The organism is Mycobacterium sp. E3339 (assembly GCF_001666915.1).
Classification (GTDB): domain Bacteria; phylum Actinomycetota; class Actinomycetes; order Mycobacteriales; family Mycobacteriaceae; genus Mycobacterium.
This window is the reverse complement of the sequence record NZ_LZIZ01000222.1, coordinates 41,164-58,556: the sequence shown is the minus strand read 5'-3', so window position 1 is coordinate 58,556 and position 17,393 is coordinate 41,164. Positions and strand designations below refer to the sequence as shown.

At 69.5% G+C, this 17,393-nt stretch carries 16 protein-coding genes; 6 read left to right on the top strand and 10 right to left on the bottom strand.

The window, feature by feature from the left end:
- Window positions 1-1,407 (top strand): type VII secretion protein EccCb (eccCb, locus tag A5702_RS21235; RefSeq protein WP_231965131.1); only part of this gene is annotated, 1,407 nt, incomplete at its 5' end.
- On the opposite strand, the gene A5702_RS21230 is transcribed toward eccCb, so the two are convergent.
- Both A5702_RS21230 and A5702_RS21225 read right to left on the bottom strand, forming a co-directional pair.
- Window positions 1,382-4,249 carry an RND family transporter gene (locus tag A5702_RS21230; protein WP_068223450.1) on the bottom strand — a complete coding sequence of 956 codons (2,868 nt, stop codon included), beginning with the start codon at window positions 4,247-4,249 and terminating at the stop codon, window positions 1,382-1,384. The two genes, eccCb and A5702_RS21230, sit on opposite strands and share 26 nt — an antisense overlap.
- The gene (locus A5702_RS21225; protein WP_055401448.1) at window positions 4,242-4,622 is read right to left on the bottom strand and encodes a hypothetical protein; all 381 of its coding nucleotides are present in this window, start codon (window positions 4,620-4,622) and stop codon (window positions 4,242-4,244) included. Before A5702_RS21225 ends, A5702_RS21230 begins: the two co-directional genes overlap by 8 nt.
- A 134-nt stretch (window positions 4,623-4,756) precedes the next feature.
- Between A5702_RS21225 and A5702_RS21220 the strand changes: the two genes are divergently transcribed.
- Window positions 4,757-5,974 carry a sensor histidine kinase gene (locus A5702_RS21220; protein WP_068223447.1) on the top strand — a complete coding sequence of 406 codons (1,218 nt, stop codon included), beginning with the start codon at window positions 4,757-4,759 and terminating at the stop codon, window positions 5,972-5,974.
- On the top strand, window positions 5,956-6,636 hold the full coding sequence (locus tag A5702_RS21215) for a response regulator transcription factor (RefSeq protein ID WP_231965124.1): 681 nt from the start codon (window positions 5,956-5,958) through the stop codon (window positions 6,634-6,636). The genes A5702_RS21220 and A5702_RS21215 overlap by 19 nt, the downstream gene beginning before the upstream one ends.
- 13 nt (window positions 6,637-6,649) lie before the next feature.
- Here the strand turns inward: A5702_RS21215 and A5702_RS21210 are convergent, their stop codons facing one another.
- The 7 genes from A5702_RS21210 to A5702_RS21180 all read right to left on the bottom strand — a co-directional run bounded on the left by A5702_RS21210 (window position 6,650) and on the right by A5702_RS21180 (window position 13,154).
- On the bottom strand, window positions 6,650-6,931 hold the full coding sequence (locus tag A5702_RS21210) for a hypothetical protein (protein WP_156349478.1): 282 nt from the start codon (window positions 6,929-6,931) through the stop codon (window positions 6,650-6,652).
- 148 nt (window positions 6,932-7,079) lie between these two features.
- On the bottom strand, window positions 7,080-8,438 hold the full coding sequence (locus tag A5702_RS21205; protein WP_068223444.1) for an SRPBCC family protein: 1,359 nt from the start codon (window positions 8,436-8,438) through the stop codon (window positions 7,080-7,082).
- Window positions 8,439-8,448: 10 nt separating this feature from the next.
- Window positions 8,449-10,209, bottom strand: a complete 1,761-nt coding sequence (locus A5702_RS21200) for an amidohydrolase family protein (RefSeq protein WP_068223442.1) — start codon at window positions 10,207-10,209, stop codon at window positions 8,449-8,451.
- A gap of 116 nt (window positions 10,210-10,325) precedes the next feature.
- Window positions 10,326-11,462 (bottom strand): phosphotransferase, encoded by a 1,137-nt coding sequence (locus A5702_RS21195; protein WP_068223441.1) that lies wholly within the window; start codon window positions 11,460-11,462, stop codon window positions 10,326-10,328.
- Window positions 11,463-11,572: 110 nt separating this feature from the next.
- Complete coding sequence (locus A5702_RS21190; RefSeq protein WP_068223474.1) at window positions 11,573-12,193, bottom strand: TetR/AcrR family transcriptional regulator; 621 nt, start codon at window positions 12,191-12,193, stop codon at window positions 11,573-11,575.
- A gap of 83 nt (window positions 12,194-12,276) precedes the next feature.
- Entirely contained in the window at window positions 12,277-12,717 is a 441-nt protein-coding gene (locus A5702_RS21185) for an ATP-binding protein (RefSeq protein WP_068223472.1), read from the bottom strand.
- A gap of 59 nt (window positions 12,718-12,776) precedes the next feature.
- Window positions 12,777-13,154: an STAS domain-containing protein gene (locus A5702_RS21180; RefSeq protein ID WP_055401458.1), complete on the bottom strand. Its 378-nt coding sequence runs from the start codon at window positions 13,152-13,154 to the stop codon at window positions 12,777-12,779.
- A 359-nt stretch (window positions 13,155-13,513) separates the two neighbouring features.
- On the opposite strand from A5702_RS21180, the gene A5702_RS21175 reads away from it, so the two are divergent.
- The 3 genes from A5702_RS21175 (at window position 13,514) to A5702_RS21165 (ending at window position 16,220) form a co-directional block, all read left to right on the top strand.
- Window positions 13,514-14,635, top strand: a complete 1,122-nt coding sequence (locus tag A5702_RS21175) for a catalase family peroxidase (RefSeq protein ID WP_304440341.1) — start codon at window positions 13,514-13,516, stop codon at window positions 14,633-14,635.
- A complete protein-coding gene (locus tag A5702_RS21170) occupies window positions 14,632-15,210 on the top strand; it encodes a cytochrome b (RefSeq protein WP_068223466.1) in 579 nt (192 codons plus the stop codon). The genes A5702_RS21175 and A5702_RS21170 overlap by 4 nt, the downstream gene beginning before the upstream one ends.
- Before the next feature lie 116 nt (window positions 15,211-15,326).
- Window positions 15,327-16,220: a fructose bisphosphate aldolase gene (locus tag A5702_RS21165; RefSeq protein WP_067816845.1), complete on the top strand. Its 894-nt coding sequence runs from the start codon at window positions 15,327-15,329 to the stop codon at window positions 16,218-16,220.
- 37 nt (window positions 16,221-16,257) lie between these two features.
- Here the strand turns inward: A5702_RS21165 and A5702_RS21160 are convergent, their stop codons facing one another.
- Entirely contained in the window at window positions 16,258-17,343 is a 1,086-nt protein-coding gene (locus A5702_RS21160) for a DUF190 domain-containing protein (RefSeq protein WP_055401462.1), read from the bottom strand.
- Window positions 17,344-17,393 lie beyond the last annotated feature (50 nt).

The window sequence follows — 17,393 nt, the reverse complement described above, 5'->3', positions numbered from 1 at the left end:
CACGATGTCGGTGACGTGCGGCAGGGACGCCACCTGGGCGAGCGTCGCGCCGCCGATGCAGAAGAACGTGACGCGCGCGAGGACTCGTTCCGCCGACTCAAGATCGACCTCGACGGCTTCCGCGAGCGCCGGTTCGCGCCGGGCAGCGACGGGCTGGGCGGCACCGACCCCAACGACCCCTTCGGCGACGTGTTCGTCGTGGTCGACGACTATGACGACGTCTATTCGAAGGACACCGTCCTGGGCGATCGCATCATCTCGTTGAGCAGCCGCGGCCCCGAGTACGGTGTCCACGTGATGTGCAGCGCCGGTGGCTGGATTCACGGGCAGCGGCAGAGCCTGCTGCAAAACGCCACGGCCCGAATCCAATTGCGGCTGGCGGACCCGAGCGAAAGCCAGATGGGGCACTCGTCGCTCGAGTCGCGGGACGCCGCGCGGCGGACCCTGAACCGCCCGGGGTTCGGCCTGACGGACAGCCTGCACGAGCTGCGGGTCGGCGTCCCGGCGCTGTCCGACCCCGCCACCGGCGCGCTGGTGAGCATCGTCGACGTCGGCGCGCAAATCGCCGACGTGGCGGGCGTGACGAAACACGCCACACTGCAACGGCTTCCGCGGCGCGTGGAGCTGCGCGCGATCCTCGACTACGAGGCCGCGCATCCGCGCAAAGACGACCTGTCGATCGCCTTCGCCATCGGCGAGCGCCACGAGCTGGGGCCCGTTCCGCTCCGGCTGCAGGAAAGCCCGGGCTTGATGATCCTGGGCCGACAGGGCTGCGGCAAGACCATGTCGCTGGTGTCTATCGGTGAGGCGATCATGAACCGGTTCGGCCCGGAGGAAGCGCAGCTGACCCTCATCGACCCGAAGACGGCCCCGCACGGCCTGCGGGACCTGAGCGGACCGGGCTACGTGCGCGCCTACGCCTACGACCAGGACGAGATCGACGAGGTGATAACCGCACTCGCGCAGCAGGTCCTGCTGCCCCGGCTGCCTCCGAAGGGGTTGAGCCAGGAGGAGCTCCGCGCGCTCAAGCCGTGGGAAGGCGCCCGGCACTTCGTGCTGATCGACGATGTCCAAGACCTGCGCCCGGACCAAAGCTACCCGCCCAAACCCCCGGTGGGCGCGGCGTTGTGGAAGCTGATGGAGCGTGCCCGGCAGATAGGGCTGCACGTGTTCACCACCCGCAACAGCGCGAACTGGGCGACGCTGCAGATGGATCCGTGGATGCGGTTCCAGAACTCGGCGAAGGTGGCGCAGCTCTATATGGACAACGACCCGCAGAACCGGATCAACCGTGTGGTCCGCGCCCAGGCGTTGCCGCCGGGACGAGGCCTGCTGGTGAGCGTCGACGGCGACGTCGAGGGCGTTCTGGTGGGCATGCCGTCTACCGCCCCGCCCCCACAGCAGTAGCCGTCGGAACCGCCTGCGGTGCGGGTGTTTCCGCGGCGACGGTGGCCCGACGGGGTAGCGTCCGCGGCCACCAGAACCAGCGGCCCAGCAGCGCCACGATGGACGGCACGACGAACGCCCGCACGACTAGGGTGTCCAGCAACAGGCCGACCGCGATGGTGGTGCCGATCTGGGCGATGCTGAGCACACTGCTGCTCAGCAACGCGAGCATGGTGAGCCCGAAGACGATGCCGGCAACGGTCACCACCCCGCCCGTTCCGCCGAACGCGCGAATGATTCCCGTCTTCAGGCCCGCCGCGGCTTCCTGTTTGATGCGCAGCGCCAGCAGCAGGTTGTAGTCCGCGCCGACGGCGATCAGCGCGATGAATGCGATCGGGGCGACGGCCCAGTGCAGATCCTGGTGGAGGAGGTGTTGCCAGATCAGCACGCTGGCGCCGACGGCCGATGCGTACGAGGTGACAACGGTTCCGACGACGACCAGCCCCGCGACCGGGCTGCGCAACATCGTCGTGACGATCAAGAAGATGAGCACCAACGCGGCGCCGACGAGCAGCTTGGTGTCCGCGGCGACGAAGCGCTGCAGATCGGCGGTCACCGGGCCGACCCCGGCGACGTCCACCTCCGTCGGGGTCAGGGTGCCCTCCTTGGTGGCCTCCTTGATGGCGGCGCGGACTTGGTCGGCCCGCCTGGCCCCGTCGCCACCCCACTCCGAGCCCTCGCCGTAGACCAGCAGGTAGGCGGCCCGGCCGTTCTCTGACATCAGGTGGCGCAACGTCGCGGTATACCGCGGATCGGTCAGGGCCCGCTGCGGCATGTAGAAGTCGGCGGCCGCGCTGCCCTGAAATTGCGTCGCGATCTCGTTCAGGTAGTCAGTCATCTGGTGCATCTGGGGGCCTAGCGTTTCGGTCAGGCTCAGCAGCTCGTGCGTGGCCGAACGGGCTTGCCCCAAGGCATCTTTCATCGTCGTCACGCTTTGCGGCAGGCCGGCCATCGCCGCGGCGGCGGTGCTCGATCCGGCGGTCAGCTTCGCGGCGCCGTCGTTGAGGCGCGCCGACGTCTGCACAAGGCTATCGACGGGCTGGAGCACCCGGTCCACCGTCGAGCAGATCGGATTGGCGGCGCAATCGGGGGTGCGCCCGACGAAGTCCCGCAACGGGTCGAGGTAGCCCGACACCGTGGTGACGTTGCGCTGCAGCCCGTCCATCCCGGCGCGCATGTCGTCCGCGGCGCCGGACATGTCCGCCAATCCCGCGCTGCCGCCGCGCAAACCGTTCCCGAGGCCGTCGACCGCGAGTTGGGTCTGCGCCAGCGCGGCGTCGAGCTCGGAGACTCGCTGCAGGCGTCGGGTCAGCGAGTCCACGGTGTCACCGAACTGGCGGCCGAGCACGCCGGCCTGATAGCTCAGCGTCGCCTGTTCGGGCACCTTGCCGTCGGGCCGGCTGGCGGACTGGACCGCCCGCACACCCGGTACGGCCATGATGTGGCGCGTGATTCGCTCGATGGCGATCAGGCCGGCCGGGTTGCGCAGGTCGTGGTCGGCCTGGATCACGACGACGTCGGGCAACAGCGCGTTGGCCGCGAAATGCCGGTCGGCGCTGGCGTAGCCGCGGTTGGAATCGGTGGCCGATGGCGTGGCGGCGGGCTCGTTGAAACCGACCCGCATGCCGGCCAGCGGCAGCGCGACCAGCAGGGTCAGCCCTGCCGCGGTGACCAGGATGGGGCCGGGCCAGCGGGCCACGGCCGTGCCGACGCGCCGCCAGCGCCGCGCCGTTGTCGACGGCCGCGGTTCGAGATACCCGCGGCGGGTCGCCAGGCTCATCAGGGCGGGCGTCAGCGTCAGCGCCGCGACCATGGTCGCCAGAATGCCGATGGCGCAGGGCAAGCCGGCGCTGCGGAACGAGCCCACCTTGGCGAACACCAGGCACGCCAGTGCCACCGAGACGGTCAGCGCCGAACCGATCACGACCGGGGCGATGGAACGGTAGGCCTGCCGCAGCGCCTCCGCCGGCGCTACGCCGCGCCGCCGCCCCTCGTGGTAGCGGCCCACCAGGAAGATCGCGTAGTCGGTGCCGGCGCCCAGGGTCATGGCCGCCATCAGCGCCACCGAAAACAGCGACACCTCAACAACATTGGATTGCCCGAGCGCGGCGACGACGGCGCGCGCCAGGGCCAGGGCTAGGCCGACCGAGATCAGCGGGATGGCCGCCGCGACGGGCGACCGGTACACGACCAGCAGCAACAGCAGGATGAGACCGATGGTGGCGGCGGTGATCCCGAGCATCTGCCGATCGATCGCGGAGAATTCGTCGACGATGGTGGCGCCGGGCCCGGTGACATGGACGTGCAGGCCGGCCGGCGGGCCGAGTTTCGCGACGGTGGCGCGGACGGCGTTCACCGAGTCGCGCGCCTGGGCGGTGCCGAGCATGCCGGCGAGCCGCACCATGACGCTGACGGCCCGCCCGTCCGAGCTTTGGGCCCCGGCCGCGGTGGCGGGCTGCGACCACAGATCGGTCACCGCGTACACGTGCCGCCGGTCGGACCCCAGCGCCGCCGTCATCGCGTCGTAGAACTGGCGATCACTCGGCGTGAGCGCCCGATCACGTTCCAGCACAACGTAAACGAAGTTGTTGCTGGGTGTCTGGTTGAACACCTGGGCGGCCCGGGTGGCGGCGACGGCGCTCGGCGCGTCGGTGGGCATGAAGGATCGCGCGTGCGAATCGACCACCCGCTCCAGTTGCGGCGCCGCCAGGTTGGCCGCCGCGGCCGCCAACACCCAAAGGCCAACGATCAGGATCGCGTAGCGACCGGTCAGCCGCGCGAGTATTCCGCTTTCCTCATGCAACGGTCTGCCGATCGCCGGTCGGACCGCCGAAGAGTCCCACGGCGACGTGCTCGCCCCGGGACAGCGAGCGGACCCGCAGCGAGCGCCGCGAGCCGATCCGCACCAGGGCATGCAGGCCCGGCTCGGCGGCCTCGAGCGCAGCCCGCACCTGTTCGGCCGGGACGCCCTCGTGCGCCGCCTGATCGAGTTTGGCCACCAGCATGGTGATCCAGCGCTGTCCCAGGGACAGCAGCAGCCCCTCCTGGTCGCCGAACAGGCGAGACACCTCGGATGAGTTGGCGGCCAACGTAAGCGCCGCCTCGGGATCGGTCTCGGCGGCTTTGATCATCTGGGCCATGAAGGCCATCCGGTCGTGCAGCAGTGTCCATGTCATGACTGAAACGCTAGGAAGGCGGCCGCCGGCCGCGCGTCGTGCCGAAGTGCAGTCTTTGCCTCCTACCACGGGCGGAGGCGCTAGCCGCCCACAGCATGATGTGGGCAGGTGGCGCGCTCTTTTAGGATTGGACGATGTTGCGTGCCGCAGCGGAATCCGTTCGCGAACAGTTCCGCCGCCGGGGCGAGCTGATTCCCGTCGGTCTCACCTGGGCGTCGTATCTGGCCGTCGATGTCAGCCATGTCGGCGGTGCGGTGATCGCGATCCTGCAGCGCCCCTCCGCCGATCTGCCAGTCGGGCTGGCCGCGTTCGGGTTGTCCATCGCGCCGACCTTGGTGTTCTTCTTCCTCAACACCAAGCTCAGCCCGGCGCTGATGTGGGCGACGTGGTCGACGGCCACCGCCGTGATGCTGTTCGGGACGTCGACACCCATTCACGCCGACTTCGCCCCGGCGCTGCTGGTGCTGATGGTGTTGTCCATTGCGACACTGAGCTCCATCGCGGGCGGGCTCTTGGCCGGCGCATCGGCGGTCGCGCTGCTGCTGGCCGCCGCCGGGTTGCATCGCCTCGACGCGGTGGGGCTGTACCTGGCGTTCCTCGGGGCGGGGTGGCTGCTCGGTTACGTCATGCGGACCCAACGGTTGTTGCTGGCCGAACAGATCGAGGCGCAGAAGATGCTGGCCGAACACGCGGCCGCCGACGAGCGGCGGCGCATCGCGCGCGAGGTGCACGACGTCATCGCCCACTCGCTGAGCATCACCTTGCTGCACGTGACGGGCGCGCGTCGCGGACTGCAGGAGGACCGCGACGTCGACGACGCGATCGAGGCGCTCGAACAGGCCGAACGCCTGGGCCGGCAGGCGATGGCCGACATCCGGCGCACGGTGGGGCTGCTGGACAACTCACCGACCAGGGCCGCCCAGACCGCACCGGAGCCCGGTGTCGACGACGTCGGCGTCCTGGTCGCGGATTTTCAGCGCGCCGGCCTGGACGTCACGCTGCACATCGACGGCGCCATCGAACGCGTCTCGGCGGCGGTCGGGCTCGCGCTCTACCGCATCACCCAGGAATCGCTGGCCAACATCGCCAAGCACGCGCCCGACTCGAAATCGACTGTGGCGCTGAGCATCTCGGTGGCCTCCGCGAGCCTCACGGTGGACAACCGCCAGCCGGTGGCCATAGCCGCGCCACGATCCGCCGAGGGACGCGGGTTGCGCGGCATGCGCCAGCGCGTCGAGCTGCTGGGCGGGGCCATCGAGGCCGGCCCGACCGACACCGGATGGTCGGTGCGCGCCGACATACCCCTGCACGAGGGTGACGCGGGCTGGCGACCGTGGTGGTGCAAGGCGTGATCCCGGACGCGGCCGCGAACCACGAGATCACCGTCCTGCTCGTCGACGATCAGGATCTGGTGCGCTCGGGGCTGCGCCGAATCCTGCGGCGCAAGGACGGTTTCGTAATCGTCGCGGAATGCTCCGACGGCGACGAGGTGCCCGCGGCGGTGGCCGCGCACCGACCCGACGTCATCGTGATGGATCTGCGCATGCGCCGCGTCGACGGCATCGAGGCGACGCGCGGGCTCGGCGGCACCCCGCCGGTGTTGGCGCTGACCACATTCAACGAGGACGAGCTGTTGTCCGAGGCGCTGCGGGCCGGGGCGGCCGGGTTCGTGCTCAAGGACTCGTCCGCCGAGGAACTGATCCGCGCGGTGCGGGCCGTCGCCAGGGGCGACAGCTACCTGGATCCCGCGGTCACCGAGCGGGTGTTGACCACCTACCGCAAAGCCGCCCCCGGGCCCCGCGGCGCCGCGATCGCCGAGCTGACCACCCGCGAACTGGACGTGCTGACATTGATCGGCCGGGGCCTCTCCAACGCCGAGATCGCGGACGAGCTTTGCATTTCGGGAGTCACCGTCAAGAGCCACATCGGCCGGATCTTCGGAAAACTGGACCTGCGCGACCGCGCGGCGGCGATCGTGTACGCCTACGACAACGGCATCGTCGTCCCGCGCTGAGGCGGCCCCAGGGCTACAGCGGAGCCGCCTGCTCGGCCAGGTTGAGCATGACGTACGCCATGCACATGAGGAAGTTCAACACCACCAGGACCAGCCCGGCGAACAGCATCGACCGGGCGCCCTGTCGCTTCAGCCGCTTGTATCGGGCGGCGCGCGTTTCGCGGTCGAACTGCAGCGCGATCAGCGCGAAATGGACGTCCACCACTTCATGAGCGGCCAGGGGCGCCCCCGCCAGCATCTCCCGCACGCGGTCGGGTGCGGTGCGCACGCCGACGCGCGCGAAGTTGTGGCACATTCGGCGCGCGCGTCTTCGCGCGAGTGGTTGATATCGCATCTGTAGCTGATGCGCGAGTTGCCCTCGGTCGTCCCCCCACGGGTTTGACGGGGTCATCACGAAAGGGATTCTAAATCGCATCGGGCCGATTACGGCGTGTCTACACCAATCAAGTGGGGTCCGACTGATTCGTCACGCCGCCGGTCATCCGCTCGGACTGGGGTAGGTCCAGATAACGCTCCAAGTTGCGGTGCGTGTTGATCACGCGCCGCTCCTCGTTGGACAGCACCAAGTGGGTGAAACCCGGTTGATGCATGCCGCGCTGCAGACCCGCGAGCACCCGGATGTCCTGGGTGAGCACCACGCCGGGCTCGGCCTCACCGGCGGTCACCCGGACATCGGTCGGCTTGGCGCGCGCCGCGCCCGGCGGCATCCGCGTCATCAGGAACATCACCAGCTCGCCATGGTCGGGATCGTGGCCGGGCCGCGAGCACATGATCGTGAGGTGGTCGGCGTTGGTCAGCAGCGTCATGTTGGGGAAGACGTTGTACTGGTGCAGCCGGGTGATCCGGTCGGTGTCCGCCCAATCGAGGTCCACCCCGCGACTGGCGGCGAACGCGCGGGTGTGTGCGGCGATCAGGTCCTGGACCGTATGCCCGGGCTCGCGTCCGTCGGCGGGGAAGGGGGTGCCTTCGGCGGCGCCCATCAGCGCGCCCTGCGTGTAAACGTAAGCGTCCCAGACCTCTTCGTCGCTCAGCGCGCCCTGGAAGCGGGGGCTCGGCACGCCGTACGGTTGGTCCGATTTGCCGGTGTGGCCCCAGATCCGTTGCGGCGCATGGATGTCGTCGACGCAGCGCAGCAATTCCGGGTGCAGCGTCTGGATGTGGTAGGTCTCGCTGTAGCCGTCGGCGATCGTCTTCCAGTTGGCCTCGACCTCGACGGTCAGCGTGGCGTAGCAGCGGAAGTCGCCGAGCCGGCACCAGGCGATGTCCTCGGGTACCGCCTCCAGGTAGTCGAGCAGCGGTATCGCGTCGAGGTCCAGATTGACGAAGACGAGTCCCTCCCAGGTGTCCACCCGCACCGGCACCAGCGGGAAGTCAGACATCTTGAGCGAGCCGAAGCCCTTACGGTTGGGCACCCGCTTGAGCGTTCCTCCCAGGTCCCAGGTCCACCCGTGATAGCCACACTTGAGCTCGCGCAGCCCCGAACCCGAGCCCACGCACACCGAGTTGCCGCGGTGGCGGCAGGCGTTCTGGAAGGCGCGCAGCACTCCGTCGTCGCCGCGAACGATCAGCACCCCGTACGGTCCGCACCGGTACTCGAAGTAATCGCCCGGCTCGGCGACATGGTCGACCATGCAGGCGAGTTGCCAAACCTTCGGCCACATTCGCTCGACCTCGAGCGCGGCGAAGGCGGGCGAGTAGTACCGCTGCGCCGGCACCAGCGTCGGGCTTTCCGGCGGAGTGCCGATCGCGTCCTCTTGGACGTTCGAGCGGGTGCGGGCCGGGTTGCCGGGTGGCGCGGTCATGCGCGGAGGCCTAGCGCGCTCCGCGCACCAACCGGCCGGGGCGGGCCCCGGTGTCGACGTCGTCGCGCCGGGTCACGGTTCCGCTGACGATGGTGGCCGCATAACCGCTGGCGCCCTGCAGGATTCGGTTGCCGCCGGCGGGCAGGTCGAAGGCCATCGCCGCGGGATGCAGCGTCAGGGCGTCCATGTCGATCACATTGATGTCGGCCTTCTTGCCCGGCTCGATGGTGCCGCGGTCGGTGAGGCCGAACAGGTGCGCGGTGTCGCGGGACTGCTTGCGGATCACGTACTCCAGCGACAGCTTGTCGCCCCGGCGCCGGCCGCGCGCCCAGTGCGTCAGCAGGAACGTGGGATACGAAGCGTCGCAAATCATTCCGCAGTGGGCGCCGCCGTCGGACAGCCCGAGCACGCCGGCGGGGTGCAGCAGCATCTCCCGAATCGCGTCGCAGTTGCCGTCGGCATAGTTGAACAGCGGCAGCATCAGCATCGCCGTCGCGTCCCGTTCGAGCATCAGGTCGTACAGCGTCGACAGCGGGTCCTCGCCGCGGGCCTTGGCGATCGCCGCGACGGTGCGGTCGGCGGTGGGCTCGTAGTCGGGTGGGTCGCCCAGCGCGTAGAGCCGCCCGAGCGAGTGCTGCACCAGGGCGAACATGCCGTCGAACAACAGCGTCGGGTCGGCGGGCAGGTCCTCGTCGGCCAGGATGGCGGCCTTCACCGCGGGATCGGCCAGCCGCTGCGCGAGTTCCTCCCGGCTGCACTCGGCCGCCAGCCGGCGATAGGTGGGGCGGTGGCTGAAGCCGTGGTGGCCCTGGAATCCGATCATCATGCCGAACGGGCGCGCCGCGACCTGTGGGTACAACCGGGCGCCGTCGGCGTGCGCGTCCGCCGAGAGGTCCAGCATCTCGCGCCACAGGTTCGGGTCGGCGTCCACCTGAATCAGCGCGAACGACACCGGCCGGTCGATCTCGGCGCTCAACCGCCGCATCCAGTCCAGTTCCTTCTTGGGCGCGACGATGTCCTCGCCCGCGGATCCCTGCGGGGCCAGCTCGAACACCGCCTGGCCGCCCGCGGCCATGGCCCGCCCCAGGCCGAACAGCTCGTCCTCGGCCGCGTAGGTGCCCGGCACCGGTTCGCCGTCCATGGCGCGGTGCCCCATCGTGCGCGACGTCGAGAAGCCGAGCGCGCCGGCCTCGATCGCCTCCCGGACCAGCCGGCCCATCGCCTCGATGTCCGCAGGGGTGGCCGGCTCGTTGCGGGCGCCGCGCTCGCCCATCGCGTAGGCCCGGATGGCGCCGTGGGCGACCTGGCTGCCCACGTCGATCGCGAACTTGTGCTTGCCGATCGCATCGAGGTACTCGGGGTAGGTCTCCCAGCCCCAGGTGATGCCCTCGGTGAGCGCGGTGCCGGGGATGTCCTCGACGCCCTCCATCAACTCGATCAGCCACTGCTCGGTGCCGGGCCGCACCGGGGCGAAGCCCACGCCGCAGTTGCCGGTCACGATCGTGGTGACGCCATGACCGCTCGACGGCTCGAGCAGGCTGTCCCAGCTGACCTGGCCGTCGTAATGGGTGTGGATGTCAACGAAGCCGGGGGCGACCACACGCCCTGTCGCATCGATGGTTTCGGCCGCCTCGCCCGCCATCGCGGGGTCGCCGGGGCCGCGCCGGATGACGTCGACGATCTTGCCATCCTTGATGCCGACGTCGGCGCGATAGCGCTCCGCGCCCGTGCCGTCGACGACGGTGCCGCCGGTGATCTTCAGATCGAACATCAGACTCTCCTTGCCGCGATGGGCGGAAGACGCACAAGACCCGCAGCATTACGCTACGGGAAGTAGCGTAACTCGTGCGGGCGTCATCGCAATAGGTTCGGCCCAAACTCGTTACGTCAGAGGGAGCTTTTCAGCCCCGCGACCGTTTCCAGATCGTCGAGCGCCGCGACGCCGCGCCGCAGCCCCTCCATCGCGATGCCCTCGAGCTGCATGCCGCCCATCCCGGCGGTGATCAGGGCCGCCACGTAGGCGTACAGCGCGCCCTGCCGGAACCGCCGCCACAAGTCGTCGCGGTCCAGTTCGGGTCCGCCCGCCGCCGCGAGCCCGCGCCGGTAGTCGTCGAGCAGCTCGCGCTGGGTCGTTCGGCGATCTTCGGGGGTGAGGCTGGTGATCAGCGTGTAGGCCAGCTCCCGGGACGGGTGCCCGCGCCGCACGGCCTGCCAGTCCAGCAGTCCGGCCTTACCCCCGTGGAAGTACATGTTCCCGGGGTGGGCGTCGCCGTGCATGACGGTGTGCGGGGGAGAGTCGATGAGCGCCGCGACGGCGCGGTAGTTGTCGGCGATGAAACGGCCATTGTCCACGGGGATGTCGGTGCGCCCGGCGAGGCGCTTGATCGAGGCGTGCATCAGCGAACCGGTCAGCAACGAGGTGACGTCACCGGAGGGCGTGTAGAGCCAGCCCAGCGGGCCGCGGCCGTCCCGGGGGAGTCGATTCCAAAATGTCGCGTGCAAGTCGGCCAGCAACTCGACGATCAAGCTGGCCTGGTCGGGCGACAGCGGGTGCAGGGTGTCGGGGAATTCGCACGACTCGACCGGCAGGTCTTCCAGCACCACCAGGTAGCGGCCGGTCCAGGGATCGAACGCCGCGCCATAGGCATGCGGGGCGCCGACCACCTGGGGCGCGAGCTGGTTGTAGAACCGCACTTCCGTCTGGCCGAGCCGGCCCAGTTCGCCCATCAGCCGGGTGGCCGCGGTCGTGGCCGCGAGCTTGATGAACACCGAGTCGGGGACGTTCTTCCCGGTCAGCACCAACCGCGCCCGCGACGATGTCCCGGCGCCGCTGCCGAGCACCCGGACGGATTTGACGGTGGTGCGCATGACTCTGGAGAGCACCGCCGCGTCGACGTCCTGCACCCGGCGCGGCAACCCCACGAGGCCGCCGACCGCCGCGTCGGTGGCCAGCCGACCCACCCCGCGGCCCAGGTGCGCGGCCAGCCCGACGGCCGAAAGGGCTTGGGACACAGGGTTGTTCATGCGTTCGTTTCTCGGTGGGGGACATGGCACCCGCACCGCGAGCCGGGGGGACGTCGCGGCACGGGGTCAGGCAAAAATACCTGAACGTCCGGACATCAGACAATCCGGCGTTATTGTCTGACTTCCGGTACGAGCGCCCGCACCACGAACTGCTCGACGAACGCGCGTTTGTCGGTGGCGGGGCGGAACCGCCACGATGGCGCCAGCAGAAACAGCGTGGTGGCGTGCAGCCACTGCACCACCGACCGCGGATCGAGGTCGGCGTGCAGGCGACCCGCCGACTGCCACCGCTGCAGCAACGGTTGGTAGTGCCGCAACAGCGTCTCCACGATGGGCTCGGAACCCTTCTCCAGGGCCGTCGCCACGGCGGTGCTCTCGGCGGCGAACAGCGCCTCGTTCAGTGGGTCGCCGTTGACCGACTCGACGCGGGCCAGCACCATCTCGGGAACCGCGCGCACCGGATCGTCCGGATCGGCCAGCGAGCGCACCAGCTCGCCCAGGGCGTGGTCGACCCGCGCCAGGATCAGCCCCAGCAGGACGTCGTCGCGGCCCGGGAAGTACCGGTACACCGTGGACCGGGACACGCCCGCCGCGTCGGCCACCTCGCCCATCCGGAATTGCGTGTTGCCGCGATGCACGATGCACCGGCCCGCCGCGTCCAGGATGCGCCGGCGGGCCTCGTCGTCATCGAGGATCGCGCGGTCGTCGCCCCACCAGCGGCTAGGCTGCATGGCGCAGATGTTACGGGACCCGTTGTGGAAAACCACGAATTGCATTGCGAATCAAGCGGATCCCCAAAGCGGATCAACCGGGCTTACGCGCCGGGCTGGCGGGTGAGATCGGTCCACGTCAACGCGACGCGGGTCCCGTGCGGCGTGCGGTCGATGGTCACATCGTCGGCGAGCGCCTCCATCAGCGGGATGCCGCGTCCGCGGAGTTGCTGCTGGTAGTGCGGCGGGAGCTGCTGGCGCCAGCGGCCGCGATCGTCGACCGTGACGGCCAGGGTGTCGGACCGGCGGTCGTAGGCCGCGGTGACGTCCAGGGTTCCGGGCTGGGACGCGTCGCAGTAGGCGAACTCCGCCGCGTTGGCGATGGCTTCGTTTACCGCCAGCAGAACGTCGCTGAAGCGGTCGGTATCGAGGGTGAAGTGCGTTTCGAGCCAGACGCCGAACTCGGCTCGAGCGCGAGCGGCGCTGCGGGGGTCGGCGGCGACCCTGCTCCGTACGAAACGGGATCGGTCGTCGCTGATTGACACATCGTGCGGCTGGTGATCAGAGCGCCCCATCGTTCCCAGCTGTGCCCCCATCTCGAGGTTCACCCACCAGCGATGCCGCTCAGCGCGTCGTCGAGCGAGCTGTAGAGCGCAAGCACGCTGTCGATTCCCATCAGTTTGATCGGCCTGCTCGTCGCCGAGCCGTTGGCGACCACCGCGAATTGGGTCGGCGGCTCGGTCTCGGCCTGCGCCGTGACCAGGACCGTCATCCCGGCCGACGCCAAGAAGTCCACTTTGGTGAGGTCAACGATGAGCGCGGCGGGCTTCGCCCCCAGCGCGGTCTGGATCGCTTCGGCCAGGTGCGGGGAGCTGAGCATGTCCACCTCACCCGAGACGGTGAGCACGACCGCCTGATCTACCTGTTGTTTTCCCACCGAGAAAGCGGTCGGATCTATCGGATCGCCAGTTAGTTCGCCCATGGTCTATCACTCACAATCGGTCCCCCGTTGGGAGACTGCTAGCTCTCAAAACAGCCGCTGCCAAGCCGGGGGCTGCTTGTTCAACCCCGCGGAAATCGCTTGCCCGTCGGAGGAGACACACCCCGACGATCTGCGCGCCAGCTACAGATGCAGCCGCAAGTTGTTTATTCGATGGTATGACACGCGGGGAACCACACCCAAAACGAGTGAACGAATCGGCGCCCGGTGACGTCCTGTGAGTGTGTGCGACCCTCACCGCAGAAGTTGCGCAGGGCGTCGGCCCGTGCGTGAATTACCTCCTCCGGATTCCGGTCCAGCCCGGGCCCCCTGGCCTGCACAAACCCCGAAGGGTGGTGGTCGTGGAGCCCGGTGACGGCGGTGGCGAACAGGGCGATCCGCCCGGCGAGCCCGCCCGGCCCCTCGCAGACGCGTTGACGCGGCGGCGCGCCTTGCTCGGCATGGGTGCCGTGGCCGGCGTCGCCGCGGTGGATGTAGGTGGGTTCGCCTATGCCGGTGGCTGGCTGCGGCCGGGCGCGCTGACACCACCCCGGTTCGCCGACCGCTTCGAACACGTCTACGGACGTCACGACGGTTTTCGCCGGAATCACGCGAAGGGGCTCAGCGCGGTCGGGACGTTCGCCAGCAGCGGGGCGGGGGCGGCGGTCTGCCGGGCGGCGGTCTTCGGAGCGGGAACCGTGCCGGTGATCGGCCGGTTCTCCCTTTCGGGCGGTCTGCCGGATCAGGCGGACGCGGCCGCCACGGTGCGCGGCCTCGGCCTGCTCTTCCAGGGCCCCGGCGGCCAGCAATGGCGCACGGCGATGATCAACATCCCCGTCTTCCCGGACAGCACGCCCGAGGGGTTCTACGACCGGCTGCTCGCGTCCCGGCCCGTGCCCGAGACCGGCAAGCCCGACCCGGAGAAGATGGCCGCATTCCTCGGCCGCCATCCCGAGACCGTCGCGGCCATGAAGCTGATCAAGCAGGCCCCGCCCAGCGCGGGGTTCGCCGACAGCCCCTTTCACGGGCTGAACGCCTTCCGGTTCACCAACGACGCCGGAGCGACCGTCCCGGTGCGCTGGGCCGCCGTCCCGCGGCAAGCGGCGGGCGTGCCGGCGCCGTCCCCGGGCAAGGACTACCTGTTCGACGACCTCATCCGCGCGCTCGCGCAGCGGCCGCTGAGCTGGCGGCTGCTGCTCACCATCGGCGAGCCGGGCGATCCGACCCACGACGCCACGAAAGCCTGGCCGGCGTCGCGCCGCACCATCGACGCCGGCACCATCACCATCACGGCCGTGCAGACGGAGGCGCCCGGCAACGCCCGCGATATCAACTTCGACCCGTTGGTCCTGCCCGACGGTATCGCCGCCTCCGACGACCCGTTGCTCGCCGCGAGGTCGGCGGTCTACGCCCGTTCGTTCACCCGCCGCGCCGAGGAGCCGAAAACGCCCAGCGAAGTCGACGTCTCGCGGGTGCTGTGGTGAAGGAAAGCCCGGCCGCGGCCCGGTTCGCGCTGCCGTCCCGGCTGCTGCACTGGCTGATGGCGCCGATGGTGATCGCGCAACTGCTCATCGGCGTCACCATGGTCGCGGCGCTCAGCTACTACCCGCTGCTGCTGGCCATTCACCGGCCGCTCGGCGTGCTGATCCTGGTATTCGCCGTGGTGCGGCTGGCGAACCGGCTCACCCACCGGCCGCCGCCGTTTCTGGCCACGATGGGCCGCGCCGAGCGGCGTGTCGCGACGTGGTCCGAATACCTGCTCTACGCCCTGCTGCTGGTGCAACCCCTCACCGGCTGGGCCATGCTGTCGGCCGCGCGGTTCCCGGTCACGCTGGCGGGTCCGCTGCGGCTGCCCGGCATCGCGCCGCACCGCATCGACGTCTTCGCGGTGCTGCGCGAGTGCCACGGCGCCTTCGCATTCCTGCTGTTCCTCACGTTCACCGCGCACATGTGCGCCGTGCTCTTTCACTCGCTGGTTCTGCGCGACGGGCTCCTTGATCGCATGGCGCTGTGGCGCGCCAGGCCCGACTCCCCGCGGCCGCACCAAGCCGAGGTGTGACGACCGGCCTCCCCGGGGCTCTGACCGGCCGAATATGATCGGCACGATCATTTCAGGGGTGCGCAGCACCGTAGGCGCCGTGACCGCACGGGACCACGAGGGAGTGGAGGACGTCCATGCCGAACGAGAAGCAGGCGGACCGGATGACGTCGGGGAAGGGATTCATCGCGGCGCTCGACCAAAGCGGCGGCTCGACGCCGAAGGCGCTACGCCTCTACGGCATCGAGGACGACGCGTACTCCTCCGAAGAGGAGATGTTCGACCTCATTCACCAGATGCGATCGCGGATCATCACGTCGCCGGCGTTCACCGGGGACCGGGTGCTGGCCGCCATCCTCTTCGAGCAGACCATGGACCGTGAGATCGAGGGCAAGCCGTCGACCACCTACCTGTGGGAGACCAAGGGCGTGGTGCCCATCCTCAAGATCGACAAGGGCCTGGCCGACGCGTCCGACGACGTGCAACTGATGAAGCCGATCCCGGGACTGGACGAGTTGCTGGAGCGCGCCGTGAGCAAGGGCGTCTTCGGCACCAAGGAACGGTCGGTGATCGGCGGCGCCAACGCCGAGGGCATCGCCGCCGTGGTCGCCCAGCAATTCGAGCTGGCCCATCAGGTGCTCTCGCACGGCCTGGTGCCCATCATCGAGCCCGAGGTCACCATCTCGATCTCGGACAAGGCCGACGCCGAGGCCATCCTGCGCGACGAGATCACCAAGCAGCTCGAGAACGTGCCCGAGGGTCAGCGCGTGATGCTCAAGCTGAGCCTGCCCAGTGAGGTCAACTTCTACCGCCCGCTGATCGAGCACCCGAAGGTGATGCGCGTGGTGGCCCTGTCCGGCGGCTACTCCCGCGAGGAAGCCAACGAGCTGCTGGCGAAGAACACGGGCCTGATCGCCAGCTTCAGCCGCGCGCTCACCGAGGGACTGACGGTCGACCAGTCCGACGAGCAGTTCAACGCCACGCTGGACAAGGCGATCCAGTCGATCTACGACGCCTCGGTCGCCGGCTGACCCGACCCGTGGCGGCGAGCCGCGTTCGCGATCGCCGCTAGTAGCGGTGGTCGGCCATCCGCGGCGGTCCCTCGTCGGCGTCATCGTCCGACACCACCGCCGGCACCATCTCGCTGGTCACCAGCCCGTCGTCGCGGGTCAATTCGTCTATCACGGCGAAGGATTCGGCGACGTTGGCCGGGGTGTCGACGACGATCGTGACCACGGGGACGCGGCGGCGTAGCGAGAACCACTTGTCACCGTGCGGTTGATGGTCCCCGTGGTATCCCCAAATGCCCCGCACCACCGTCGCCCCGTCGGGCGCGTCGCGCTGACGGAGCCGCTGCACGATCGCGCGGTGAATCGGCACCCCGCCGTGAAGTGCCGACTCCGACGTGTAGACGGTCAGCTTCTGAAAGAGCGGCAAACCGCGTTCGTCGACCCCGGGCAGGGCGTGTGGCCGCTCGAGGAGTTCGCCGTCGCGTTTGCACACGCGCACCCGCTCGAGCGTGAACATGGGGCGCCGGAGCAGCCCCGCCAGTTCCGGCAGCACGCCGCCGATGCGCTCGCCCGAGCCGACGGCGACGATCATCATCGGCACGTTGGCGTTGCGGCCGAAGAAGCGGGCCCGGTGCCGCCGCCCGTCCGTGACGCCGTCCACCGCCAGCAGGACCGACGCACCGGCTATCCGGCGGCGATGCAACAGGTCGCAGATGGCGACATACGCCGGGGTGCCGTTGACGCGTTCCTTGCGGCCGACGTAGACGGTCAACTTGACGGCTTCGCGCAATTCGTCGGGGAGCTCCGGCGGCCCCGGGACGGCCCCGTCCCCGCGGAATAGCCGGGCCCGCTCCAACGTGACCAGGCCGCGCTGCTTGATGGCGAGCACCGGGTCCAGCAAGGCCTCGATCTTCGCCCGGGTGTCCACGGCCACGATCGCGACGGGTGGATCCTCGGACAAGGTCAGTGATTCGTCGGTTCGCAGGTGCCGCCCGGAGCCGAAGCCGCCGATGCCGCGCAGCACCACGCCGCAGGCGATGCGATGGCGCGCGTAGAGGTCGAGCAGCACGTCGGAGACGAAGCCGTCGTCGGTCCGACGCCGCTCGGCCAGATAAGTGGTGAGCTTCAGGCAGTCTTCGTCCATGGCCGCTCCTGTCGCGTTGCGGCGATCCTACTCGGTCGCAGACCCCAAGC

Coding starts and splice junctions, on each gene's coding strand:
- A5702_RS21225 (WP_055401448.1), bottom strand. CDS start 4,622: ATGACATGGACACTGCTGCACGACCGGATGGCCTTCATGGCCCAGATG.
- A5702_RS21220 (WP_068223447.1), top strand. CDS start 4,757: ATGTTGCGTGCCGCAGCGGAATCCGTTCGCGAACAGTTCCGCCGCCGG.
- A5702_RS21210 (WP_156349478.1), bottom strand. CDS start 6,931: ATGTGCCACAACTTCGCGCGCGTCGGCGTGCGCACCGCACCCGACCGC.
- A5702_RS21205 (WP_068223444.1), bottom strand. CDS start 8,438: ATGACCGCGCCACCCGGCAACCCGGCCCGCACCCGCTCGAACGTCCAA.
- A5702_RS21200 (WP_068223442.1), bottom strand. CDS start 10,209: ATGTTCGATCTGAAGATCACCGGCGGCACCGTCGTCGACGGCACGGGC.
- A5702_RS21195 (WP_068223441.1), bottom strand. CDS start 11,462: ATGAACAACCCTGTGTCCCAAGCCCTTTCGGCCGTCGGGCTGGCCGCG.
- A5702_RS21190 (WP_068223474.1), bottom strand. CDS start 12,193: ATGCAGCCTAGCCGCTGGTGGGGCGACGACCGCGCGATCCTCGATGAC.
- A5702_RS21180 (WP_055401458.1), bottom strand. CDS start 13,154: ATGGGCGAACTAACTGGCGATCCGATAGATCCGACCGCTTTCTCGGTG.
- A5702_RS21165 (WP_067816845.1), top strand. CDS start 15,327: ATGCCGAACGAGAAGCAGGCGGACCGGATGACGTCGGGGAAGGGATTC.
- A5702_RS21160 (WP_055401462.1), bottom strand. CDS start 17,343: ATGGACGAAGACTGCCTGAAGCTCACCACTTATCTGGCCGAGCGGCGT.